The organism is Bacillus sp. NPDC060175, assembly GCF_042728695.1.
Lineage (GTDB): Bacteria > Bacillota > Bacilli > Bacillales > Bacillaceae_G > Bacillus_A.
In genome coordinates, this window is record NZ_JBHWYR010000001.1 from 75,927 (window position 1) to 98,917 (window position 22,991).

Genomic DNA, 22,991 nt, shown 5'->3' on the forward strand with positions numbered 1-22,991 from the left:
GTGCTAAAACATTTTTTGGTTTTGCACTGCATTCACAATAATATTTGCTGTTTCTTCAATTGCCTTATTTGATACATCAATCACTTGACAATTTATTTTACTAATTACTTCCTCAAAATGATCAATTTCTTCTTGAATACGATTAATATTTGCATATGTTGCTCCATCACTTAATCCAAGTGATTTCAATCGTTCTTTTCGAATATGATTTAACTTATCTGGTATAATTTTCAAACCGAAACATTTTTCTTTTGCCACTTGATATAATTCCTCAGGCGGATCCACTTCCGGTACAAGTGGTACATTAGCAACTTTCAAACGTTTGTTATGCGCTAAATATTGTGAAAGTGGTGTTTTTGATGTACGTGAAATTCCAATCAACACGATATCAGCTTTTAAAATACCACGTGCATCTCTACCATCATCATACTTAACTGCAAATTCAATCGCTTCAATTTTTTTAAAGTACTCTTCATCTAATCTTCGAACAACACCTGGCTCATACCTTGGTACTTGCCCTGTAATTCCTTCAATTTGATCGATAAGAGGTCCGATAATATCGTATGCCTCTACTCCTTCTTTTGCCGCTTCTGTCAATAAATATTGACGCATATCAGGCTTTACTAACGTAAAACAAATAAGCGCTTGATTGCTCTTGGCAATCGAGATTACTTCTTTTAATGTCCCTGTATCTTCTACATACGGTACACGTCTAATATCAGGAGCGAATGGGAACTGTCCCATTGCCGCTCTAACAACCAAATCAGCCGTTTCTCCTACAGAGTCAGATACGACATATACGATTTTATTATCCATTACATTACCTCACTTTAAACAAATTACACTTATTCGTTATTTACTAAATTCACAAACGCACGTGTAATATTTGTTTTTGTAATTCGCCCAATCACTTCTAAACCTTGTTTCGTATCCTTCACAACCGGCATCGCATCAATCTGTCTTTCTATTAATTCCATCGCAATATCATATAAAGAATCCTCCCTGCGACACATCGCAATGTTTGGCATCCTTGTCATGATAATATTAACCGGAAGAGAGGTTAAATCCTGCTTTCCTAAGCTAGCTCGTAATAAATCTTTACGAGATACAACGCCAACTAATAAAGTTGCTTGATCTACAACAAATAATGTACCAACGTCCTCTAGAAACATAGTACAGATTGCATCGTATACTGATACATTTTTATCAATTACAGCCGGTCTAGATTGATAATCTTGCACTTTAATTTTCTTAACAGCTTCAGATAATAGCTGTCCCCCGGTTTTACCCGTATAAAAATAACCTACACGTGGACGCGCTTCTAAATAACCAGCCATCGTTAAAATTGCTAAGTCTGGTCTTAGCGTTGCACGTGTTAAACCCAATTGCCCAGCAATTGACTCCCCTGTAATAGGACCGTGATCTTTTACAATCTGAATGATATGCTCTTGCCGTTTATTCAGCTCTATGATAATCACCACCTTTAATGCACAACGAAAAAAGTTATACTATCTCTTAAATATTATATACTAAATATGCTATTCGAAAAAGAAAGTATGTAAAAAGGACCGTATACGGCCCTTTTTATATTTGAAACTTATCAAGTTGTTCCAAGAAACGCCTTGTTTTCAAATAAATCCCACAATATTCATCATAATATGTATTCAATACTGTGCGCATTTGTTTTTTTGTACTATCCTTCACCGATACATTACCGAGCCGGTGTAAATCAAAGTGAAAAAAGAGACGTAATAATTTATGAACAGCCTCTCCCACCGGAATACGATACGGATCTTGTTCCGCATGACGCGAGCACAGAAAACCGCCTTCTCTGACAGAGAAGGCGACAAAATCTGTTTCTTGATGACAAATAGCACATGTATCAAAGTACGGGTGCATCCCTAATACCGGAAGCATTTTCGTTTGATAAATTAATGATAATGCTTCTGGGTCAACACCCTCACACATATAATGCAACGTTTGATATAACATTTCAAATAAATACGGATTATGCTTCTTATCTTCTGTTGCTTTATCAGTTAATTCGATAATAAATGATGCATAAGCAGTTAAAAATATATCCTCGCGAATTTCTTTCATAGATGAAATAATCTCGCCTTGTTGCAAAGTTCCAAGTCCAGATCCAATTTGAATAAGAAAATGACCATGTGTCATAAGTTGCGAAATAGCCGCTAACCGACTCTTCGGTTTTTTCGCCCCTCTTGCCATTGCACTTATCTTACCAAATTCCCGTGAGTATATTGTAACAATCTTATTTGTTTCTCCGTAATCTGTTGTACGGATGACAATGCCCTCAACTTTTTGAAACATGTTCGTCACCATCCAAGGTTTGAACAAAACGGGTCAAGAAATTGGAGAGTCTAGATGCGCTAACTCCTCTTCATGTTGATCCATCTCATCGTTTACGTCTTTTTCCATTTCTTTCAAAAGCAAATACGTTTCAATGCTTCCTGTTTTGGAGAAAAACTTCCAGGTAAAATCTAGCATAAGAATCCACCTTTCTCAATAAGCGTAGCCTATAAAGCAATTTCTTTTGTTGTTATTAAATTGACCCATTTTGTTCATTTTCATGTGAGAAAAATTTTTCCTAATTTATCAAGGTTCATAAAAACCAATAATCAGTGGATGAACAAAACACCCACTGATCACAACTTTACTTCATATTAATACTCGTCTTCACGGAAACCAAGGTCACGAAGCTGTGACATCTTATTACGCCAATCTTTTTGCACTTTCACCCATACTTCTAAAAATACTTTAGAACCAAGAAGTGCTTCAATGTCAAAGCGAGCTCGCTTACCGACTTCTTTTAACATCTTCCCTTGCTTACCTATAATAATTCCTTTTTGTGATGCACGTTCAACAACAATCGTTGCGTTTATATAAACCGCTCCGCCCTCACGCTTTTGAATTGCATCAATAACAACCGCTACAGAATGCGGTACTTCTTCACGTGTTAAATGTAATACTTTTTCACGAATAAGCTCTGAAATAATAAATCGCTCTGGATGATCCGTTACTTGATTATCCGGGTAATATTGCGGTCCTTCTGGTAAATACTTTTTAATTGCTCCGATTAACGCTTCAACGTTATTACCGTCCAATGCAGAAATTGGCACAATCTCCGCGAACTCATATAGTTTACGGTATTGATCAATTAACGCTAATAATTGCTCTGGATGAACTTGGTCAATTTTATTAATTACTAAAAATACCGGTTGTTTCGTTTCTTGTAATTTCTCAATAATAAATTCCTCACCACGACCATATCCTTCAGTTGCATTGACCATAAACAGAACAATATCAACTTCTTTTAATGTCGTTTGAGCCATCTTCACCATGAAATCGCCTAGTTTATGTTTAGGTTTATGTATTCCTGGTGTATCAATGAAAACTACTTGTGAATCATTTTCTGTATATACACCTTGAATTTTATTACGAGTTGTTTGTGGCTTATCGCTCATAATGGCAATTTTTTGGCCGATAATACGATTTAAAAATGTAGATTTCCCAACATTCGGTCTGCCAATAATAGAGACAAAACCTGATTTATAACCTTTTCTATTCATGTAAATCCTCCGCTAAAAATGCTCCTGGTAACAATTCTCCGACTGTTGTCTCTTGAACATCACCATGTAAGTTTGATAGGTATACTTTCGTATCCTGTTTACATAATTCTACCATAACTTGTCGACATGCTCCACAAGGAGGTACCGGACGCTTTGTATCTGCTACAACTGCAATAGCTACAAACTCGTTATCTCCTTCAGAAATCGCCTTAAATAAAGCTGTTCTTTCTGCACAGTTGCATAAACCATATGATGCATTTTCAACATTACATCCACGATATATTTTTCCATCCTGAGTTAGTAAAGCTGCACCTACTTGAAATTTAGAATATGGTACGTACGCTCGTTTACGCGCTTCGGTCGCTTCTTGAATTAATTGTTTGCTATTCATATTCCCGCATCCTTTCCGTTCACAGATGTGAATAGATACACTCTTTCACTAAAGGCCTTCACGGCGCTCCCAAAGCTCAATAAAAGCTTCGGAATGCAACTATACCATATACGGTAAAAAGATAATAGCACCAATTACAGCAGCTATAATTGCAAACAATAAAACTGCCCCCGCGGCAACATCCTTTGCAATTTTTGCAAACGGATGAATATCGGCGGTTGCTAAATCTACTGTTTTTTCAATAGCCGTATTCACCATCTCTAAACTCATTACAATCCCTATCACAATAAGTAATACAATCCATTCCGTTGTTGTAATATGGAAATAAAAGCCGCAGCACATAACAATGACTGCGGCTAAATAATGAATTTTCATATTTCGTTCATGACGAAGACAAAAGTATATACCAGCTATAGCATATCCAAAACTATCTAAAAGTTTTCCTTTTTTCATCGTCCTAATCCAAATGCCTCTAAAATTTCTTTTTGTCTTCCAAACATTTCTTTTTCATCTTCTTCTGTCATATGATCATAACCAAGCAAATGCAAAAAGCCATGTAATGCTAAAAACCCAAGTTCTCGATCAAAAGAATGTCCATATTCTTCAGCTTGTTCTTTTGCTCTTGGAATAGAAATAATAAGATCTCCTAACATACGCGGCATCTCCGCACCGACAATTTCCATTTCGCCTTCTCCCATTTCTTCCATGGCGAAAGAAATAACATCCGTAGGCTGATCCTTATCTCGGTAATCACGGTTTATTTCACGAATACGTTCATTATCTACAAATGTAACCGATAATTCTGCGCCTTCTTCTATGTTCTCCATTTGGGCTGCTTTCTCTACCAACCCTCGAATCAAACTTATATATTCATCTTTCACTTCTTCTGTTTCATCAATAAAATCAATTAATAAACTCATTCTTGCTCCTTTTCTTCCGGCGGTTCCGGATATGTAATACGGGAATGGAAAATACCATTTAACGTTTCACATAACGTTTTTCCAACGATTTGTAGTTCCTTAAATGTCAAATCACATTCACTAAATTGACCATCTTGCAAACGATCTCTAATGATACTTTGCACTAAATTATTGATTTGATCTGGCGTTGGATGATTCATTGAACGTACCGCCGCTTCTACACTATCAGCAATACCAACGATTGCCGACTCTTTAGAAGTTGCTTTTGATCCTGGATAGCGGAACATTTCCTCAGTATATTTCTCTTTATCTTCTTTAATCGCCTTATAGTAAAAATATTTAAGTAACGTTGTACCATGATGCTGTCCAGCGATATCGATAATTTCTTGAGGTATATGGTGTTCTTCTAGCATTCTCACCCCATCGGTTACATGAGCAATTATAATATCTTTACTCGTTACAGGGTCTAATCTATCATGCGGGTTTTCAATTCCCATCTGGTTTTCAATAAAAAACTGTGGTTGTACTGTTTTCCCTACATCATGATAATACGCCCCTACACGCGCTAATACTCCGTTCGCTCCAACTGCTTCACATGCAGCTTCTGAAAGATTAGCTACCATTACACTATGGTGATATGTACCTGGTGCTTCTAATAAAATTTTGCGCAAGAGCGGGTGATTCGGACTTGAAAGTTCCATCAACTTCATACTCGATACAATCCCAAGGCCACTTTCTAAATACGGTAAAATTCCCATAGCTAGAACAGAAGAGATAATCCCTGAAACTGCAGCCATTAATAATTGTATCCCAATTTCAAGAGGCGAAAAGTTCCCATTTCGCAATAATAACAACGCCGCTAATACGACTACATTTAATACAGAAACGAGTATACCAGCTTGTAAAATCATCGTACGACGATTTTTTTCTCTCAAGAAAATACTAACTGATAATGAACTTAATAAAACATAAATCCCCACACTATAATTTAGTGTACTCGTTACACCTTCATTAAACATAATACTTCCGCACACAGAAAAGATCATACTCGTTAAAAATACAAATCGATCACCAATCATTAATTTTACAAGTATTGTCCCCATCGCAACTGGAACAACATACGCGATTCCTGCATATTCAAGCTTTTGAAACAAACTAATGATTTTCATTAGAACAATCGTGATAGACAAAATTGTGATATACGCTAAAACATACGGCCTATCTTCTCTTTTTCGCTGTAAAAACACTTCAAATTGCTTATGCATAAAGTACAATAACACACAAATAAGTACAGCCAGACCAACATAAGGTTGGAAGGTATTGCCCTTCTCTAACAATCCGGCTAACTTCAACTGCTCATATGCTTCTCGTGAAATCGTATCTCCTTCTTTCACAAGAACTTGCCCTTGAAGGATAAAAACTGATGCAACTGAATCTTCCGCTATTTTTTGACTATCTTTCGTCGCAGCTGAATCATAAAAATAGTTCGCTGCAATCGCATACTTCCCTAGTGCATTCACCGCAACTTTTAAATCACTGCTTATACCTACGCTACTCATTTCAGTAACAAATCGTTCTCTTGCAACTTCTTCTTGATCCATCTTAATGTGTTCACTCATAATTTTATTAACCGCTGTTACAGCCGCATCCTTCGACAATGACAATTGACTTGAATCAGCATTAATAAATTTCAACAATATTGAATCTGTTAAGCTTTTCGCTAAATCTGTTGGTAATTTCTTCTTTAACTTGTCCAATTTGTCCACATCAGAAATTTTTCTATACTCGTCTGGGCCAGTCGACTTAGCCTCCGCCTCTACTTCACTTACCGCATCAAAGACGGAATTTACAATATCCACTTTATTTTGCTTATATTCGCTTTTATATGTATATTTATCCTCAACCTTTTGAGCGGCTTCTTTTTTCTTTTTCGCTGTTGCGGATTTATCTTCAATTTTAATAGGAGAGTGAATTGTTTTTTTAGCAATATCGAGCTCTTTAACATCTAATTGCTCTGGTTTCACATTATTCATAAGTGCAAAAAACAGTACCGCTCCTAATAAAACGTAAGAAATCCAACTTAGTTTTTTCGAATGTTGTAAATTACGAAACCACTTAGAAATTTCTTGAGATCTTGACATGATTTCAATACCTTCTCCTCTCCGTGAAACTATTTATAGATTTCATTTCTTCCAGCCAACGATGCTTTTTCGGACCATATTTTTATAGACCATTACCTATAGTTTATTTCCCTCGTCTTTAATGATAGTAAAAAATATGTCCTTCGCCAACCTTATCATACAAAAAGAAATGATCCTGACAAATAGGATCATTCCATTTTATCATATGCCTCAATAATACGTTGCACTAACTGGTGTCTCACAACGTCTGTTTGTTCCAATGTAATGAACGAAAGACCTGATACACCAGATAAAATATTAGCAGCAATAGAAAGACCTGACTTTACCCCTTTTGGCAAGTCTACCTGTGAGGGATCTCCCGTAATAACCATTTTCGAACTAAAACCTAATCGTGTTAAAAACATTTTTATTTGAACACCAGTTGTATTTTGCGCCTCATCTAATATAACAAATGAATCATCAAGTGTACGCCCTCTCATATAAGCAAGAGGTGCAATTTCAATTACACCACGTTCCATCATACGTTGTGTATATTCTTGTCCAAGAATATCATGTAACGCATCATATAGCGGACGTAAATACGGATCTACTTTTTCTTTCAAATCACCTGGTAAAAACCCTAAGCTCTCTCCAGCTTCTACAGCAGGTCTTGTTAAAATAATTTTCTTTACATACCCTTGCTTTAAAGCTCTCACAGCCATTACTACGGCTAAGTATGTTTTTCCTGTCCCAGCAGGCCCTATCCCAAATACAATATCATTCTTTTTCATTGCATGAATATATCGTCTTTGCCCCATCGTTTTTACACGAATGGATTTACCTTTTGCCGTTTTAAAAATTTCCTCTTCATATAACTCTTCGAATTGAGCAATTTTCCCTTGTTGCCCAAGCTGAATCGCATACGCAACATCTCTTTCCGAAATTGATACACCTTTACGGATAACAACAAGTAACTGTTGTAAGATTTTTTCTACGAGCACCACAGTTTCATCTGCCCCAGATACACGAACAGATTCTCCTCTAGTCACAATCGATACACTAAGTTCTCGTTCAATTACTTTTAAATGAGCATCATTTACCCCAAAAAGAGCGATTGCTTCGTTAGGGTTTTCCAATTGTTGGTTCATTTCTACTAATTGTTCTGCCATTACTCAGTCTCCTTGAATATCGAATTCAGATATTGGTTGTGGCTCTGCAATATTTTCAATCACTGTATAATGTAATGTGACCTTTAGGTGATCCACCTCAACCTCTTTACTCAAAATGTTATCACTTACAATCATAGCATGTTCATCCAATTTTTTCTTCAGTTCTTTTTCTGCCATCTCTTTCGCTACTTTCATTGCTTGTTTTTCGGTATATTCTCGGTTCGCTTCTTCCTCTTCTCGTACAATATCTTTCTCGTATGCAACTGGTAATGTAAATCCAAATAATTTCACATCATGTTTTACACTTTCAGTACGAGAGCGTTTATACTTATCCTGTTGAAATCCCCATATTTTTATTTTAGCACTCCCAAATTTAAGAAAATATTCATTATACGAATTACCAGTATACACTTGAAATTGCGTCTTTAACGGAACATCCACCTCAGATTTGTACCACGTTTCTCCATATACAATCCCTTTAGCCGAAACAATTGTCGGATTCTCCTCATTACCATACATCCCCGAGACGAGAAGTTGCCCCTTTTCTACATGGTCATTTTTCATGACAACAGGCTTCCCAACTTCCACAAATGTTTTTGTAATAATCCCTTCTTTTTTCGCCACTAAGTTTTGTGGCTGTTGTTCACTTTCTTTTTTCGGTTCATTTTTTTCAACAATCTTAAAATGATATGTTGTCCCTCTTATTTCTAATCCCGCCCAAGTAATCGCATTAATATTGTCTGTCAAATGACGTTGAACATCTTCTACACTCGGCATTTGGAACTGTAATTTCCCTTTTTTTATACCCATTTTGTCCAATTCTTTCATCAAGATATATTCCGTTTCAGGTTTTGCTCCTGTAATTTCAATTTTCCACACCATATTTGACAATGCGATCATTCCGAAAAAAAATATTAAAAACCCAATTAAAAATCCACTATTTTTAATTAAACGCTTATTCCAAAACGGAAAACCGTAACGTCCAATAAAATATAATTTACATTCATTTTTTCTATAAATTGGTTTTATCTTTTTCACATCTCGTAATAACATACAAAAAACCAACGTTTCATCAGCTATCTTCTTTACATCCCAAACGAGTAATTTCCTCCGCACACACTCGTTAACAAAGCGTTCCGCTCCTCTACCTTCAATTCGCACCTTTACATACCCAAGCCATTTTATAAACCATTTATTTTTCATCGACTATCTCCACTACCTTTCTAAAAGTAGATACACTACTTTTCAATTCGATTATCAAACTAGCTCGTACTAAATTAGCAGATTCCTTGACCCTCACTAATTATTAACCTTCACGAGCCAGTTTTTTTACGCGGAACTCAATTCCCACCTATCCTCTTTGTACGAACCGAATATTGAGGCCAGAACGTTATCACCTGTTAATACAAGGTAACGAAGAAAAACTTCACAAACGGAAGTTCCTCTTCACTCCTCTTTCTTTTCATTTTCTAAAAACGTCACTTGTTCAATAATCCCTTCAAGCAACAGTTCTTCTGGAAGGATTGTTTTAATAACAAAGGATTGACCTTTAATTAATAATTGACCATGTTTCAATAGCAATCTTACCTCTTTATCTGAAAACACTAATAATCCTCGATGATTTTCTATATAGATATGTACTTGCCCAACAAGCGTGATCCGAGGTAGATCCATTAACACATCCACTGGCAGGTCTATTTGCTTCGTTAACCAATTCTTCATTTGTTCTAATTTCTTCATCTCAAAAGACCCCCTCTCATCCCATATGTATGAAAAAAGAGCTTGTAATATCACGTCCAAACTGAAAAAAGCATAAAAAAACGTCTCATACGAAATGAGACGCTTTTTTATGCTAATAGCTGTATAACCAGCTTATTCACAAGTGATCCGTCTGTTTTACCTTTTACTTTCGGCATAACAGCAGTCATCACTTTACCCATATCTGCTTTAGATGTAGCACCAACTTCAGAAATAACTTGCTTAATTATACCTGCTAGTTCTTCTTCTGTTAATTGCTCCGGCAAATATGCGTTTAAAATCTGAATTTCACTTTGCAGTTTATCAACAAGGTCTTCACGACCAGCTTTTTTAAATTCAAGGAGGGAGTCCTTATACTGTTTTACTTCACGAGCTAAAACTGTTAATTCCTCTTCTTCAGTAAGAGTATGTTGCAGTTTAATACCTTCATTTTGTAAAGCAGCCTTAACCATACGAATAACGGTTAATTTTTCTTTTTGTTTATTCTTCATCGCTTGTTTCATATCATCGTTTAAACGACCGAGAAGACTCATAACTTACACCCTCTCTTAGAACTTACGCTTTCTTGCCGCTTCAGACTTCTTCTTACGTTTTACACTTGGCTTTTCATAAAACTCGCGCTTTCTTGCTTCAGCAAGTGTACCAGTTTTAGAAACCGACTTTTTAAAACGGCGAAGTGCATCCTCCAAAGACTCGTTTTTACGAACGACTGTTTTTGACATTCTCTTTCCCTCCCTCCGAAACATCACACTTACATACTAAGTTCAGCATGCAAAAAGAAACACTTCTTCAGCATGTCTTTTACGATTATAATACATTTTATCACTTCAGGTCAACTATTTGTGACAGAATAAAAGAAGAATTGATGCTCTTCCTTTTTCAAAAACTATGTTGATAGCCGTTATCTCTTCCTCTAGAAATAAATATTTTTTTATCACTGGATCTTTTTTATACAAAGATACGCTCAAAAATCAATCATTTAACAAACAACCCACTGCATCTTCTTCCAATACTTAACTTCTCCATGAATGAAAAAGCATGCAAACCCTTGTCGTTTGCATGCTTTTTATCCCGCTATTTGTGGGCAGTAAAACTCCCACCTCAAAATTCGGCTGGAGCAAAGAGGTTAGGTGGGAGTCGGGCTGCCCGTAAACGCCCGATTGGTGAGGGCTAATAATCAGTGGGGGATGAACAAAACCCCCCACTGATTAAAGTTTCACTTTATTATGCGCTTGCTGATTCTTTTTTTACATCATCTTCAAGAACACGAACAAACTGCGCTTCGTTATATGGATAACCAGCTTTTGTAATTTTTACTTTTACTAGCTTACCAATCAATTCTTCAGATCCTTCAAACACAATTTTTAAGTAGTTATCTGTATAACCTACATATAAACCTTCACGGTCACCATCTTTAAATATCTCTTCCGGAATGATTTCAAGTACTTCACCTTCAAATCCAGAAGCATACTCTTTCGCTAATTGATTTGATAGCTCAATTAGACGGTGAACACGATCGTTCTTCACGTCTTCAGGAACTTGATCTTCCATACGTGCTGCTGGAGTACCTGTACGTTTGGAATAAGGGAAAACGTGTAATTCAGAGAAACGATTCTCTTTAATGAAATTGTACGTTTCCATGAATTCTTCTTCTGTTTCACCTGGGAATCCAACAATTACGTCTGATGTAATCGCAAGACCTGGTAACGCTTCTTTCAAACGATCTAAACGCTCTTGGAAAAATTCCATCGTATACTTACGGCGCATACGTTTCAATACAGTATTAGATCCTGACTGTAATGGAATATGCAAGTGACGTACAACTACTTCTGATTTATCTAACACTTCAATTACTTCATCAGAAATTTGACTCGCCTCAATAGAAGAAATACGAAGACGTTTCAATCCGCCTACTTTCGCTTCCATATCGCGCAGTAATCCCGCTAAGTTATACTCTTTTATATCTTCACCGTACCCACCTGTATGAATACCTGTTAATACGATTTCTTTATAGCCCGCATCTACTAATTGCTGCGCTTGTTTAATAACTTCTTTTCCATCACGAGAACGCATTAAACCACGCGCCCAAGGAATGATGCAAAATGTACAGAAGTTATTGCAACCTTCTTGTATTTTTAAAGATGCACGTGTACGGTCCGTGAAATATGGTACATCGAGCTCTTCATATACACGTGTTTTCATAATATTGCGGACAGCATTAATTGGTTGACGCTCTTTACGGAATTCTTCGATGTATCCTAACATCTTCTCACGATCTTGCGTACCAACAACAATATCTACACCTGGAATTGCCATAATTTCTGCTGGAGATGTTTGTGCATAACATCCAGTTACACAAATTACCGCATCTGGATTTTGACGTACAGCACGTCTAATTACTTGACGGCTTTTTTTATCTCCAGTATTTGTTACTGTACATGTGTTAATAACATATACATCAGATTTTTTTTCATATTCAGTTCTTTCATAACCACCTTGTTTAAACAATTGCCAAATCGCTTCTGTTTCATAGTGGTTTACTTTACAACCTAACGTGTGGAACGCAACAGTTGCCATTGATTATCACCCCATCAATTCAAAATGATAAGAAGCGGCACTTAACGCATAAAGCGGAGCCGTTTCTGTTCTTAAAATTCTTGGTCCTAAACTACATGGTACAAATTTATGTTCACGAAGTGCGGTTATCTCTTCCTCCGCTAAGCCGCCTTCTGGTCCAAATACAATCAGCAGCTTTTGGCCTGGTTTAATCGTCGATAAAGCTTTCGCAAAATTAGATTTCTCACCTTGTTTCGCTTCTTCTTCATACGCAACAAGACAAACATCATACTCGCTACTCATCGACAGCAGTTGTTTAAATGATGAGGGAACGTGTACTTCTGGAATTTCACTTCTATGCGATTGTTCCGCAGCTTCTTTTACAATTTTTTTCAAACGCTCAACTTTTTTATCTGCTTTTTTCGCATCCCACTTTACAATAGATCGAGATGCTTGAAATGGTAAAAATGCAGCTGCCCCAAGCTCAGTTCCTTTTTGAAAAATTAACTCTAGCTTGTCTCCTTTCGGCAGTCCACTTGCAATCGTCACGAACACAGGAAGTTCGCTTGACGCCTCTACCCATTCTACAATAGTGGTATCCACAAATTCACTGGTAATTTCAGCAATTGAACACTCTGCTGTTTTACCATTTACACAGCAATAAATGTGGTCACCAGCTGACATACGCATCACTCTTGCGATGTGATGAACATCATCACCCATTATACGAATACTTGTCTCATTTACATATTTCTCTTCTACAAAATAACGTTGCATATAATCACCTTAGTAGAGTTTCGTTCCTTTCGTAAGTCAACACTTACGAAAAGAACGAAACGTTATCATTTTCATATAACAAACGGCAAGTCCCTCACCTTATACGGTGAGAGACTCCCCTGTTCTTTATAGACTAAAATCTATATTACGCATTTCGTGCAATAATTGCTACCCAATCTTCCATTCGAAGCACTTCTTCAATTGTAAATCCAGCTTTTTCTAACGCTTCAGAAATTACTTTTTCTTTCGCCCCAATAATACCAGATGTAATAAATAATCCACCTGGCTTCACAACTCTCGCTGCATCTTCAGGGAATAGAAGAATAATTTCCGCTAGTAAATTTGCTACGATTAAATCAACTGGACCTTCAATACCTTCTAATAGACTATTCTGTCCAACATTGACAATGTCATCTGTTTTATTTAAGCGCACATTCATTTCTGCACTTTCAACTGCAACTGGGTCTAAATCATACGCTTGAACAGAAGCCGCACCTAATTTTGCCGCAGCAATACTAAGTACCCCCGAACCTGTCCCCACATCAATAACAGTATCACCTGGCTGAACCGTTTTTTCTAACGCACGAATACACATCGTTGTTGTTGGGTGTGTCCCTGTACCAAACGCCATACCTGGATCTAATTCAATAATTTTTTCATCTGGAGAAGACGGTGTATACTCTTCCCACGTCGGCACAATTGTGAATGTATCAGAAATTTGAACTGGATGATAATACTTCTTCCAAGCAGTAGCCCAATCTTCCTCATCGACTTCATTAATTGTAATATTTCCTGTACCAATTTCGATGTCGAAAGATGGTAGTGCATCAATAGATGATTTTACACCTGCAACCGTTTCGTGTAAAGAATCCGTTTGTGGGAAATATGCTTTTACCAAAACACCCTCACTTGGATATTCATCTGGGTTAAGTGCATAAATCTCACCGTATTGTTGCTCGCGCTCTTTCGTCAACTCCGCTGGGTCCTCAATCGCAACCCCGCTAGCGCCTGCTTCATGCAAAATATGAGAGACAGCTTCTACTGCTTCTTCTGTTGTATGAATACTAATTTCTGACCATTTCACAATTTACCAACTCCATTTTTTATTTCCATTATTCCCCTTTAAAAGCACGTTTAAGCTTTCTGAATAAGCTATCATCCTGCTCTTCTTGCCCTGCAAATTCACGCAATAAATCTTTTTGATGTGAAGTTAATTTCGTCGGCACAACAACACGAACGACTACATATTGATCTCCTTGACCATATCCACGTACGTTCGGAGCACCTTTTCCTTTTAAGCGGAATTCTGTTCCTGTTTGTGTTCCTGCTGGAATTTTCAGCTTCACTTTGCCATGAACGGTAGGAACTTCTACTTCCGCACCAAGTGCCATTTGCGCAAATGTTAATGGCATTTCGCAAATAATGTGATCCCCTTCGCGCTCAAAGAATTCATGATTTCTCACATGAACAACAACATATAAGTCACCTGCCGGTCCGCCATTTACGCCTGCTTCACCTTTTCCAGATACACGAATTTGTTGACCATTATCGATACCCGCTGGAATTTTAACATTGATTTTTTTGCGTTTACGAACTTTACCAGAACCATGGCATGTCGTACATTTCTCTTTAATCATTTGACCTGTTCCTGAACAATGCCCACAAGCTTGACGGTTTACAATACGCCCAAATGGTGTATTTTGTTCTACACTTACTTGCCCTGATCCTGAACAATGTTTACATGTTTCTTTTGAAGTCCCTGGTTTTGCTCCACTACCCTTACAAGTATCACATGGATCCTCCACTGGAATCTCAACATTTAATTCTTTACCAAAAATAGCTTCTTCAAACTCTAAAGTAACTTGATATTGTAAATCAGCACCTTGACGCGGAGCATTCGGATCACGACGTCTGCCGCCACCGCCACCAAAGAATGAACTGAAGATATCTTCAAATCCGAAGCCACCGCCGAAGTCGCCTCCACCGAAACCTTGATTCGGACCCGCGTGACCAAACTGATCATACTGCGCGCGTTTTTGATCGTCACTTAATACTTCGTATGCTTCTTGTACTTCTTTAAACTTTTCAATTGCATTTTCTTCTTTACTTACGTCTGGATGGTACTTTTTAGCCAAACGACGATACGCTTTTTTTATTTCATCTTTAGAAGCACCCTTGCTAAGTCCAAGGACCTCATAATAGTCTCGTTTATTCATAAATTTGCAACCCCCGAATCTTTCACATAAACGTAATTTTAACACCGAAAGAAAGTGCTTTGCAACAAAGTTTCCTCACTTACAGTATGCAAAATAAAAAACTTAAGCTCCTCACACATTTCTTCTTATTCGTGAAAAAAGCCAAAGCCAAGGCACGCTTGACTTTGACTTTTTGTCATCTTACTTATTTTATTTCACTGTATTACTTGTCTTCTTTTACTTCTTCAAACTCAGCGTCTACTACATTATCTTTTTTCGCGCCAGCGTCTTGTGCTCCTTGTGCACCTTCTGCTTGCCCTGCAGCTGCTTGAGCTTGCTCGTATAATTTAACAGTTAATTGTTGTACGATTTCTTGAAGAGCATCTTTTTTCACACGGATTTCTTCAAGTTCATTTTTCTCGATTGCCGCTTGTAATGCTTCTTTCGCTTCCGTTGCTTTCGCTACTTCAGCTGCATCTACTTTACCTTCTAAGTCTTTTACAACTTTGTCTGTTTGGAATACAAGTTGGTCAGCTTCGTTACGAAGTTCAACTTCTTCCTTACGTTTTTGGTCAGCGTCAGCATTTGATTCCGCTTCTTGTACCATACGATCTACTTCTTCATCAGAAAGACCTGAAGAAGATTGGATTGTAATAGTTTGCTCTTTACTTGTTCCCAAGTCTTTTGCACGTACATTAACGATACCGTTCGCATCAATATCGAATGTTACTTCGATTTGTGGAATTCCACGTGGTGCTGGCGGAAGGTCTGTTAATTGGAAACGACCTAATGTTTTGTTGTCAGCTGACATTGGACGTTCACCTTGTAGTACGTGAATGTCTACCGCTGGTTGGTTATCAGCAGCTGTTGAGAATACTTGTGACTTACTTGTTGGAATTGTAGTGTTACGCTCGATTAATTTCGTGAACACACCACCCATAGTTTCGATACCTAAAGAAAGTGGAGTTACGTCTAATAATAGAACGCCCTCTACATCACCAGTAAGTACGCCACCTTGAACTGCAGCACCTAATGCTACAACTTCATCTGGGTTTACACCTTTGTATGGCTCTTTACCAGTTTCACGTTTAATTGCTTCTTGTACAGCTGGGATACGAGTAGAACCACCAACAAGGATAACTTTATCTAATTCGCTTGGAGAAAAACCAGCGTCTTTTAATGCACGACGAGTTGGCTCTAATGTTCTTTCAACAAGACCAGCTGAAATTTCTTCGAATTTAGCTCTTGTTAACGTTAATTCTAAGTGTAATGGACCAGCAGCTCCAGCACTAATGAATGGTAATGAAATTTGTGTTTGTGTTACACCAGAAAGATCTTTCTTCGCTTTTTCAGCTGCATCTTTCAGACGTTGAAGTGCCATTTTATCTTGGCTTAAATCAATGTTATTTTCTTTTTTGAATTCAGCTACTAAATGATCGATGATAACTTGGTCAAAGTCATCTCCACCAAGACGGTTGTCACCAGCAGTTGAAATAACTTCAAATGTTCCATCTGCTAACTCAAGGATAGATACGTCAAATGTACCGCCACCTAAGTCATATACTAGAATTTTTTGTTCTTCATCTTGTTTTTCTAAACCGTAAGCAAGTGCTGCTGCTGTTGGTTCGTTAATGATACGCTCTACTTCTAAACCAGCAATACGACCAGCATCTTTTGTCGCTTGGCGTTCTGCATCGTTGAAGTATGCTGGTACTGTAATAACAGCTTTCGTCACTGTTTCACCTAAGTACGCTTCAGCAGAAGCTTTTAAGTTTTGTAAAATGATTGCAGAAATTTCTTGAGGTGTATAATCTTTACCTTCAACTTCTACTTTATAGTCTGTACCCATATGACGTTTAACAGACATGATTGTATTTGGGTTTGTAATTGCTTGACGTTTCGCAACTTCCCCAACTTGACGCTCTTCATTTTTGAAAGCTACAACAGAAGGTGTTGTACGGTTTCCTTCTGGATTTGGGATAACCTTTGGTTCTCCACCTTCCATAACAGCTACACAAGAGTTTGTTGTACCTAAGTCAATACCGATAATTTTACTCATAGCGAATCCTCCTACATTTATGTAAATTATTGATTTACTTTTACCATTGATGGGCGAATCACACGGTCTTTTAGTTTATAACCTTTTTGGAATTCCTCTACAACCGCGTTTGATTCAAACTCACTGTCTTCTACTTGCATAACAGCTTGGTGCTCATGAGGATCGAACTGTTTACCAACAGCTTCAATCGCTTCAACACCTTCTTTAGTCAGCGCTTCTAACAATTGACGATGCACCATTTCCATACCTTGTAATAAGGACTTCATTTGATCATCAGTTGCTTCCACTTGCATTGCTCTTTCAAAATTATCAAGAGCTGGCAGAATATCTGACACAAGACTTTGTGCTCTATATTTTTCAGCTGCCTGTTTCTCCATTTGAACGCGGCGCTTATGATTTTCAAAATCAGCTTGTAGACGTAGTGTGCGACCTTCCGTTTCCGTTAGTTTCGCTTGTAACTCATCTACTGTTTCTTGTAAAAGAGCAGCTTCACTTTTTTCTTCTACAGCTTCTTCACTGTTGTCTGGAGTGACAGCTTCTTCAACTTGCGCTTCTTTCACTTCTTCTACCACTTGTTCGTTACGCTCTTCCACAATTTTCACCTCCTTAAAAGGTATTAGGTATCACGCTTAGCACGATTACCTAAGCATTATATATTACACACAGCAATGAAATTTCCATCACTTGAGCGAATGTATTACTCTCATTTATTTTTTAAGTCCATCAGTAAATTGCCTTGTAAATAACTGCAACAAACTAATTACACGAGAGTATTGCATTCTCGTTGGACCTAAAATCGCAATTGTTCCAAGTTGCTCTTCTCCAATCGAATACGTTGCAGAAATTAAACTACAATCTTCCATAGCTATCGAAGAATTTTCCCTGCCAATTTTCACTTGAATACCTACTTGTTTATGACGCAAAATATCATAAAACTCAGCTTCGTTATCAATCATCGTCAGCAAGGATCTTACTTTTTGAATGTCATGGAACTCTGGCTGCGAAAGCATATTTGCTTTTCCTCCAAAGTATATCTTTTCCGATAAAGGAACTTGAAATGTACCATCCAACATTTTTATTGCACTATCGTAATTATGAACATACCCACGCAAGACTGTAACAATCTCTTTAAAGATTTTATTATGAAGTTCTGCCATAGGTATCCCAGATAGCTTTTCATTTAAAATATTAACCATTTTTTCTAAATCTGATAAATCAACAGATTCCGGAACGGTAATCGTTTTACTTTGCACATGCCCTGTATCTGTTACAATAATAGCGACTGCTGTTTGACGATCAAGCGGTACAATCTGTACATTTTTAAGTTTATTTGTGCTCAATTTCGGACCAAGAACAATGGCCGTATAATTCGTAAGCTCTGATAAAATTTGAGCTGATTGTTGTGCAATTTTTTCTGCTTCAAAAATTCTTTCAGCAAATAAATCTTTAATTTGTACAATTTCATCGGTCGGTAAGTTTTGCGGCGCTAAAAGATGGTCTACATAAAAACGATACCCTTTTTCAGAAGGAACACGCCCAGAAGAACTATGCGTTTTTTCAATAAATCCTAGTTCTTCTAAATCAGCCATTTCATTTCGAATAGTAGCTGAACTAAACGTAATTTCATCTTTCTTAGCCAACGTCCTCGACCCAACTGGTTGCGCTGATCCAATAAAGTCATCAACAATTGTTTGTAAAATTAAGAGCTGACGTTCCGTAAGCATCTCATCATCACCTCTGTTAGCACTCTTTGTCTTCGAGTGCTAAATCTATTAATAACTTACCAAAATTGACATTCAATTGTCAACGGAAACGTCACGAAATAACGAAACTTTTTCACGCTTATGGCACATTTAATTAATCAATCAAAAATGACTGGAATACTTCATTCCCTAATAGTTTCCCTTTCCTCGTTAAACAAACATGTCCATCTCTGTTTTCAAGTAATCCTTGTTCTTGATTACTTTGTAACTGCTTTGCAAAAACATGGTCCATCTCCACATTAAATTTCTTTTGGAATTCTAACTTAGAAACACCTTTTGTTTTTCTAAGCCCTAAGAACAACTCTTCTTCCATTTTTTCTTTCTCCGTCACTGCGTGAACGTCTAAATATGGAAATCCAGTTTCATCAATTTTAGTGAAATATTGCTTAAGCGGACCTACATTTTGAATTCGTTCTCCGTTCACATAACTATGCGCTCCAGCTCCAAATCCATAATATTCTTCATTATTCCAGTATGTGAGATTATGTCTACTTTCATTATCACCTTTTGAGAAATTGCTAATTTCATACTGGTTATAGCCATGTTTTTCCATTTCATCCATTACCATTTCGTACATTTTCGCTTCATGATCTTCACCTGGTAGTCTTAATTTCCCTTTATTCATTAAGTTATAAAAGACTGTTTTCGGTTCCACAATTAATGAATATGCCGAGAAATGTTGTACACCAAGCGTAAAGGCAATGTCTAATGTTTCTTTTACATCTTCTATCGTCTGTCCTGGCAGAGCATAAATTAAATCTACATTAATATTTGTAAAACCGACTTCCTGCGCTTCCCGAATTGCTACGAATGCATCTTCTTTCGTATGCCTGCGTCCAATCTTCTCAAGTAGCTCATCACGAAACGTTTGCACACCAAAACTAATTCGGTTTACTCCACCTTCTAGCAATACGTTCAACTTCTCTTTCGGTAAATCACCTGGATTCGCTTCAAATGTTAATTCACAATTCGGCGCAAATGGACGCAAACGACGGTTAATGATGTCGAGTAGTTTTTTTGTTTGCTCCATATTTAAAGCTGTCGGAGTTCCTCCGCCAACAAAAATCGTTTTCATACTTTCAAACGGTACTTTTTGAACCGTATTTATTATTTCTTTCTCTAAATATTGTAAGTATTGATCAACCGGTTGGCGTTCAATAAATACTTTATTAAAATCACAATAGTGACAAATATGCTGACAAAATGGAATATGAATATATGCAGCTTGTACCAAATATAACTCCTACCTTTCTAAAAAGAAAACCTCCGCACTCCGGAGGATTCTTTACTTCTCTACTGTATTACGGATTTGTTCCATTCGCATTTTTCCCCAATCATACATCATTTCAACGATCGGTAAAAGCGACATACCTAATTCCGTCATATAGTACTCAACACGCGGAGGAATTTCCGGGTATACTGTTCGATCAACAATCCCGTCCTCCATTAACTCTTTCAATTGATTTGACAACACTTTATGAGAAATGCTCGGGAACAGACGTTGCAATTCACTAAAACGATGCGGACCTTCCACACCTAAGTGCCACAATATCACAACTTTCCACTTCCCACTAATAATAGAAAGCGTCAGTTCCTTTTCGCAATTAAAATTACCTTTTTGTATTTTCTCTCGAATATCTTTTCGAATATTTTCGGACATTAATAGTCTCCTAACTCTATATCAATCACTAAAAAGCTCTCTCACTATTGTAAATGAGAGATGCTAAGATGTCTAAAAAGTAGCATATAAAAAAGAAGCCGAACGAACGGCTTCTACTTTTATCACGATTGGTGCGGGCTAATAATTAGCGAAGAATAGAAAAATCCCCACTAATTATAGTTCACTCTATTAGTTATCATCCATTTTCAGTACAGCCATGAATGCTTCTTGCGGCACTTCTACAGAACCAACAGACTTCATACGTTTTTTACCTTCTTTTTGCTTATCAAGAAGTTTACGCTTACGAGAAATGTCACCACCGTAACATTTTGCAAGTACGTTTTTACGCATCGCCTTAATTGTAGAACGAGATACAACTTTATTTCCGATAGTCGCCTGAATTGGCACTTCAAACTGTTGTCTTGGAATTAATTTCTTTAATTTCTCTACAATTACTTTACCACGGTCATACGCTGAATCACGATGTACAATAAATGATAAAGCATCCACTTGTTCATTATTTAAAAGAATATCCATTTTCACAAGTTTAGATGGTTTATAACCAATTAACTCGTAGTCAAATGATGCATATCCTTTCGTATTTGATTTCAATTGATCGAAGAAATCATATACGATTTCTGATAACGGGATTTCATATGTCAATGTAACACGTGTTTCATCTAAATATTGCATATCAATAAACGTTCCACGTTTCCCTTGGCAAATTTCCATTACAGCTCCAACATAGTCATTCGGAACCATAATTGCAGCCTTCACAAACGGCTCTTCTACACGATCGATAGCCTGTGGATCTGGCATATTAGATGGATTATCAACAATAAGATCTTCACCGTTTGTTAAATACACTTTATAAATAACGCTTGGCGCTGTTGTAATTAAGTCAATCTTGAATTCACGTTCAATACGTTCTTGAATAATCTCCATGTGAAGCAGCCCTAAGAAACCACAACGGAAACCAAAACCTAAAGCTTGAGATGTTTCAGGCTCAAATTCAAGAGCAGAATCATTCAATTCTAGTTTTTCTAACGCATCACGTAAGTCGTTATAACGTGCAGAATCGATTGGATATAAACCACAGAATACCATTGGATTTAATTTACGATACCCTTTTAACGGCTCTACAGCCTGACGTTTCGCATGTGTAATCGTATCACCAACACGTGTATCGCCTACGTTTTTAATAGATGCTGCTAAGAAACCTACATCACCTACTGTTAACTCGTCACGTTGCGTTGTTTTTGGTGTAAACACACCTACTTCTGTTACTTCAAATTCTTTTCCAGTTGCCATCATACGTACTTTATCGCCAACTTTTACCGTTCCATTTACAACACGGATATATGCAATTACACCACGGTACGGATCATATAAAGAATCGAAAATCATACATTGTAACGGCTCTTCTGAATCACCTGTTGGAGCTGGTACCTTTTCAACGATTTGTTCTAAAATATCTTCAATACCAATGCCAGCTTTCGCTGAAGCAAGTACAGCTTCCGATGCATCTAAACCAATTACATCTTCTACCTCTTGACGTACGCGTTCTGGGTCTGCACTTGGTAAGTCGATTTTATTAATAACTGGTAAGATTTCTAAATTATTATCAAGCGCTAAATATACGTTCGCTAATGTTTGCGCCTCAATTCCTTGCGCTGCATCCACAACAAGAATTGCACCTTCACAAGCCGCTAAACTACGAGATACTTCGTACGTAAAGTCGACGTGTCCTGGAGTATCGATTAAGTGAAGAATATACTCTTCACCGTCTTTCGCTTTATACGTTAGTTGTACTGCATTTAATTTAATTGTAATACCACGCTCACGCTCCAACTCCATAGAGTCAAGCAATTGCGCCTTCATTTCGCGCTGTGCCAACGCGTTTGTTTTCTCCAAAATACGGTCTGCCAACGTTGATTTCCCATGGTCAATGTGAGCAATGATGGAGAAGTTACGAATTTTGGACTGTCTTTTTGCTCTTTCTTCTTTATTCATCTATGTTCTCAACTCCTAAT

At 37.3% G+C, this 22,991-nt stretch carries 24 protein-coding genes; all 24 read right to left on the reverse strand.

All coding sequences use genetic code 11. From position 1 onward, the window contains the following. Nucleotides 1–3: 3 nt before the first annotated feature. The 24 genes from ACFWDE_RS00445 to lepA all read right to left on the reverse strand — a co-directional run bounded on the left by ACFWDE_RS00445 (nucleotide 4) and on the right by lepA (nucleotide 22,971). Nucleotides 4–816, reverse strand: coding sequence for a pyruvate, water dikinase regulatory protein (locus ACFWDE_RS00445; RefSeq protein WP_070144890.1), 813 nt, complete (start codon nucleotides 814–816; stop codon nucleotides 4–6). A gap of 29 nt (nucleotides 817–845) precedes the next feature. Beyond that, nucleotides 846–1,478 (reverse strand): transcriptional regulator CcpN, encoded by a 633-nt coding sequence (ccpN, locus tag ACFWDE_RS00450; protein ID WP_002015181.1) that lies wholly within the window; start codon nucleotides 1,476–1,478, stop codon nucleotides 846–848. A 106-nt stretch (nucleotides 1,479–1,584) separates the two neighbouring features. Further along, nucleotides 1,585–2,331, reverse strand: a complete 747-nt coding sequence (gene recO, locus ACFWDE_RS00455) for a DNA repair protein RecO (RefSeq protein WP_377889315.1) — start codon at nucleotides 2,329–2,331, stop codon at nucleotides 1,585–1,587. Nucleotides 2,332–2,364: 33 nt separating this feature from the next. After that, entirely contained in the window at nucleotides 2,365–2,508 is a 144-nt protein-coding gene (locus ACFWDE_RS00460; RefSeq protein WP_000883924.1) for a YqzL family protein, read from the reverse strand. 176 nt (nucleotides 2,509–2,684) lie between these two features. Then, nucleotides 2,685–3,590, reverse strand: coding sequence for a GTPase Era (gene era / locus ACFWDE_RS00465; protein ID WP_002160449.1), 906 nt, complete (start codon nucleotides 3,588–3,590; stop codon nucleotides 2,685–2,687). Further along, nucleotides 3,583–3,981, reverse strand: coding sequence for a cytidine deaminase (locus ACFWDE_RS00470; RefSeq protein ID WP_002111886.1), 399 nt, complete (start codon nucleotides 3,979–3,981; stop codon nucleotides 3,583–3,585). Before ACFWDE_RS00470 ends, era begins: the two co-directional genes overlap by 8 nt. Nucleotides 3,982–4,080: 99 nt before the next feature. Beyond that, the gene (locus tag ACFWDE_RS00475) at nucleotides 4,081–4,434 is read right to left on the reverse strand and encodes a diacylglycerol kinase family protein (RefSeq protein ID WP_377889318.1); all 354 of its coding nucleotides are present in this window, start codon (nucleotides 4,432–4,434) and stop codon (nucleotides 4,081–4,083) included. Then, entirely contained in the window at nucleotides 4,431–4,901 is a 471-nt protein-coding gene (gene ybeY, locus ACFWDE_RS00480) for an rRNA maturation RNase YbeY (RefSeq protein ID WP_002088675.1), read from the reverse strand. Before ybeY ends, ACFWDE_RS00475 begins: the two co-directional genes overlap by 4 nt. Next, nucleotides 4,898–7,042: an HD family phosphohydrolase gene (locus ACFWDE_RS00485; RefSeq protein WP_377889320.1), complete on the reverse strand. Its 2,145-nt coding sequence runs from the start codon at nucleotides 7,040–7,042 to the stop codon at nucleotides 4,898–4,900. Before ACFWDE_RS00485 ends, ybeY begins: the two co-directional genes overlap by 4 nt. A 188-nt stretch (nucleotides 7,043–7,230) precedes the next feature. Further along, entirely contained in the window at nucleotides 7,231–8,190 is a 960-nt protein-coding gene (locus ACFWDE_RS00490; RefSeq protein ID WP_002160446.1) for a PhoH family protein, read from the reverse strand. A gap of 3 nt (nucleotides 8,191–8,193) precedes the next feature. Beyond that, nucleotides 8,194–9,393: a sporulation protein YqfD gene (gene yqfD, locus ACFWDE_RS00495; protein ID WP_377889323.1), complete on the reverse strand. Its 1,200-nt coding sequence runs from the start codon at nucleotides 9,391–9,393 to the stop codon at nucleotides 8,194–8,196. Nucleotides 9,394–9,636: 243 nt separating this feature from the next. Further along, on the reverse strand, nucleotides 9,637–9,930 hold the full coding sequence (yqfC, locus tag ACFWDE_RS00500) for a sporulation protein YqfC (protein ID WP_002088680.1): 294 nt from the start codon (nucleotides 9,928–9,930) through the stop codon (nucleotides 9,637–9,639). A 107-nt stretch (nucleotides 9,931–10,037) separates the two neighbouring features. Next, a complete protein-coding gene (locus tag ACFWDE_RS00505) occupies nucleotides 10,038–10,481 on the reverse strand; it encodes a GatB/YqeY domain-containing protein (protein WP_377889325.1) in 444 nt (147 codons plus the stop codon). A gap of 15 nt (nucleotides 10,482–10,496) precedes the next feature. Continuing rightward, nucleotides 10,497–10,670: a 30S ribosomal protein S21 gene (gene rpsU, locus ACFWDE_RS00510; RefSeq protein WP_002088683.1), complete on the reverse strand. Its 174-nt coding sequence runs from the start codon at nucleotides 10,668–10,670 to the stop codon at nucleotides 10,497–10,499. A gap of 502 nt (nucleotides 10,671–11,172) precedes the next feature. After that, nucleotides 11,173–12,525, reverse strand: a complete 1,353-nt coding sequence (gene mtaB, locus ACFWDE_RS00515) for a tRNA (N(6)-L-threonylcarbamoyladenosine(37)-C(2))-methylthiotransferase MtaB (protein ID WP_377889327.1) — start codon at nucleotides 12,523–12,525, stop codon at nucleotides 11,173–11,175. Nucleotides 12,526–12,531: 6 nt separating this feature from the next. Further along, nucleotides 12,532–13,281, reverse strand: coding sequence for a 16S rRNA (uracil(1498)-N(3))-methyltransferase (locus ACFWDE_RS00520; RefSeq protein ID WP_002111902.1), 750 nt, complete (start codon nucleotides 13,279–13,281; stop codon nucleotides 12,532–12,534). A 145-nt stretch (nucleotides 13,282–13,426) separates the two neighbouring features. Continuing rightward, on the reverse strand, nucleotides 13,427–14,365 hold the full coding sequence (prmA, locus tag ACFWDE_RS00525; protein ID WP_002145700.1) for a 50S ribosomal protein L11 methyltransferase: 939 nt from the start codon (nucleotides 14,363–14,365) through the stop codon (nucleotides 13,427–13,429). 28 nt (nucleotides 14,366–14,393) lie between these two features. After that, the gene (gene dnaJ / locus ACFWDE_RS00530; RefSeq protein WP_002145699.1) at nucleotides 14,394–15,497 is read right to left on the reverse strand and encodes a chaperone protein DnaJ; all 1,104 of its coding nucleotides are present in this window, start codon (nucleotides 15,495–15,497) and stop codon (nucleotides 14,394–14,396) included. 202 nt (nucleotides 15,498–15,699) lie between these two features. After that, nucleotides 15,700–17,535, reverse strand: coding sequence for a chaperone protein DnaK (gene dnaK / locus ACFWDE_RS00535; RefSeq protein ID WP_377889330.1), 1,836 nt, complete (start codon nucleotides 17,533–17,535; stop codon nucleotides 15,700–15,702). 26 nt (nucleotides 17,536–17,561) lie between these two features. Further along, the gene (gene grpE / locus ACFWDE_RS00540; RefSeq protein ID WP_377889332.1) at nucleotides 17,562–18,128 is read right to left on the reverse strand and encodes a nucleotide exchange factor GrpE; all 567 of its coding nucleotides are present in this window, start codon (nucleotides 18,126–18,128) and stop codon (nucleotides 17,562–17,564) included. A gap of 114 nt (nucleotides 18,129–18,242) precedes the next feature. Then, a complete protein-coding gene (gene hrcA / locus ACFWDE_RS00545) occupies nucleotides 18,243–19,259 on the reverse strand; it encodes a heat-inducible transcriptional repressor HrcA (RefSeq protein WP_002067157.1) in 1,017 nt (338 codons plus the stop codon). Nucleotides 19,260–19,392: 133 nt separating this feature from the next. Further along, nucleotides 19,393–20,532 carry a radical SAM family heme chaperone HemW gene (hemW, locus tag ACFWDE_RS00550; RefSeq protein WP_377889334.1) on the reverse strand — a complete coding sequence of 380 codons (1,140 nt, stop codon included), beginning with the start codon at nucleotides 20,530–20,532 and terminating at the stop codon, nucleotides 19,393–19,395. A gap of 51 nt (nucleotides 20,533–20,583) precedes the next feature. After that, the gene (locus tag ACFWDE_RS00555) at nucleotides 20,584–20,958 is read right to left on the reverse strand and encodes a winged helix-turn-helix transcriptional regulator (protein WP_002015203.1); all 375 of its coding nucleotides are present in this window, start codon (nucleotides 20,956–20,958) and stop codon (nucleotides 20,584–20,586) included. A gap of 189 nt (nucleotides 20,959–21,147) precedes the next feature. Beyond that, nucleotides 21,148–22,971 (reverse strand): elongation factor 4, encoded by a 1,824-nt coding sequence (gene lepA / locus ACFWDE_RS00560; RefSeq protein WP_002145694.1) that lies wholly within the window; start codon nucleotides 22,969–22,971, stop codon nucleotides 21,148–21,150. Nucleotides 22,972–22,991: the final 20 nt, after the last annotated feature.

Bases quoted from the DNA above. Each gene is read 5' to 3' on its own strand.
- yqfD (WP_377889323.1), bottom strand. From the start codon at position 9,393: ATGAAAAATAAATGGTTTATAAAATGGCTTGGGTATGTAAAGGTGCGA.
- ybeY (WP_002088675.1), bottom strand. From the start codon at position 4,901: ATGAGTTTATTAATTGATTTTATTGATGAAACAGAAGAAGTGAAAGAT.
- rpsU (WP_002088683.1), bottom strand. From the start codon at position 10,670: ATGTCAAAAACAGTCGTTCGTAAAAACGAGTCTTTGGAGGATGCACTT.
- ACFWDE_RS00555 (WP_002015203.1), bottom strand. From the start codon at position 20,958: ATGTCCGAAAATATTCGAAAAGATATTCGAGAGAAAATACAAAAAGGT.
- ACFWDE_RS00460 (WP_000883924.1), bottom strand. From the start codon at position 2,508: ATGCTAGATTTTACCTGGAAGTTTTTCTCCAAAACAGGAAGCATTGAA.
- dnaJ (WP_002145699.1), bottom strand. From the start codon at position 15,497: ATGAATAAACGAGACTATTATGAGGTCCTTGGACTTAGCAAGGGTGCT.
- dnaK (WP_377889330.1), bottom strand. From the start codon at position 17,535: ATGAGTAAAATTATCGGTATTGACTTAGGTACAACAAACTCTTGTGTA.
- ACFWDE_RS00445 (WP_070144890.1), bottom strand. From the start codon at position 816: ATGGATAATAAAATCGTATATGTCGTATCTGACTCTGTAGGAGAAACG.
- hrcA (WP_002067157.1), bottom strand. From the start codon at position 19,259: ATGCTTACGGAACGTCAGCTCTTAATTTTACAAACAATTGTTGATGAC.
- recO (WP_377889315.1), bottom strand. From the start codon at position 2,331: ATGTTTCAAAAAGTTGAGGGCATTGTCATCCGTACAACAGATTACGGA.
- ACFWDE_RS00470 (WP_002111886.1), bottom strand. From the start codon at position 3,981: ATGAATAGCAAACAATTAATTCAAGAAGCGACCGAAGCGCGTAAACGA.
- ACFWDE_RS00485 (WP_377889320.1), bottom strand. From the start codon at position 7,042: ATGTCAAGATCTCAAGAAATTTCTAAGTGGTTTCGTAATTTACAACAT.
- yqfC (WP_002088680.1), bottom strand. From the start codon at position 9,930: ATGAAGAAATTAGAACAAATGAAGAATTGGTTAACGAAGCAAATAGAC.
- ACFWDE_RS00475 (WP_377889318.1), bottom strand. From the start codon at position 4,434: ATGAAAAAAGGAAAACTTTTAGATAGTTTTGGATATGCTATAGCTGGT.
- lepA (WP_002145694.1), bottom strand. From the start codon at position 22,971: ATGAATAAAGAAGAAAGAGCAAAAAGACAGTCCAAAATTCGTAACTTC.
- ACFWDE_RS00490 (WP_002160446.1), bottom strand. From the start codon at position 8,190: ATGGCAGAACAATTAGTAGAAATGAACCAACAATTGGAAAACCCTAAC.
- era (WP_002160449.1), bottom strand. From the start codon at position 3,590: ATGAATAGAAAAGGTTATAAATCAGGTTTTGTCTCTATTATTGGCAGA.
- ACFWDE_RS00505 (WP_377889325.1), bottom strand. From the start codon at position 10,481: ATGAGTCTTCTCGGTCGTTTAAACGATGATATGAAACAAGCGATGAAG.
- ACFWDE_RS00520 (WP_002111902.1), bottom strand. From the start codon at position 13,281: ATGCAACGTTATTTTGTAGAAGAGAAATATGTAAATGAGACAAGTATT.
- mtaB (WP_377889327.1), bottom strand. From the start codon at position 12,525: ATGGCAACTGTTGCGTTCCACACGTTAGGTTGTAAAGTAAACCACTAT.